General features: G+C 32.8%; 1 protein-coding gene. It reads right to left on the reverse strand.

The genetic code is table 11. The features are described from left to right. A partial coding sequence (larC, locus tag FKZ43_RS11040) for a nickel insertion protein (RefSeq protein WP_140945952.1) occupies window positions 1-148 on the reverse strand: 148 nt, incomplete at its 3' end. Between the last annotated feature and the right edge of the window lie 386 nt (window positions 149-534).

Genomic DNA, 534 nt, shown 5'->3' on the forward strand with positions numbered 1-534 from the left:
CCTTTTTTATTTCAATTTCAAACCCGCTCAGTTTAAGCTTTGATAATTCGCTGATAAATTCTTTTTCATCAAGTCCAGCGTTTAAGAAAGCTGCTATCGTCATATCACCACTTATCCCTGAGAAAGCATCAAAGTAGGCGATTTTCATTTGTGCTTGATTTTTTTGATAAATTTAATCCCCAAGATTGATTTAATCAATGTTAAGTGCTTATGAGCTCTTTCCATCTTGTTGGTGTGAGAAAATAAAAAATCTCGCTTGACATATTGTAAAAACAAAATTGGATGGCAAGATAGAATTTAATGTTTTATATACAATTCATTCTTGATGTGAAAATAAAAAACTAAAGCAAAGAAAAAGCACTCTCAAATGGGAATCTATTTTGCCCCCTTATTTTGTCCTCAAAAATAAAAATTCTATTCAACTTAATTCTCCCCCGCAAGGGGAGAGGAAAAGATAAAGGAGAAAATTTAACTGCATCCTTTACCTTAGTCCTCTCCCATGATGGGGAGAGGAAAAAGATTTGTGATAGAATT

This window comes from Candidatus Thermokryptus mobilis, assembly GCF_900070205.1.
Taxonomy (GTDB): domain Bacteria; phylum Bacteroidota; class Ignavibacteria; order Kryptoniales; family Kryptoniaceae; genus Kryptonium; species Kryptonium mobile.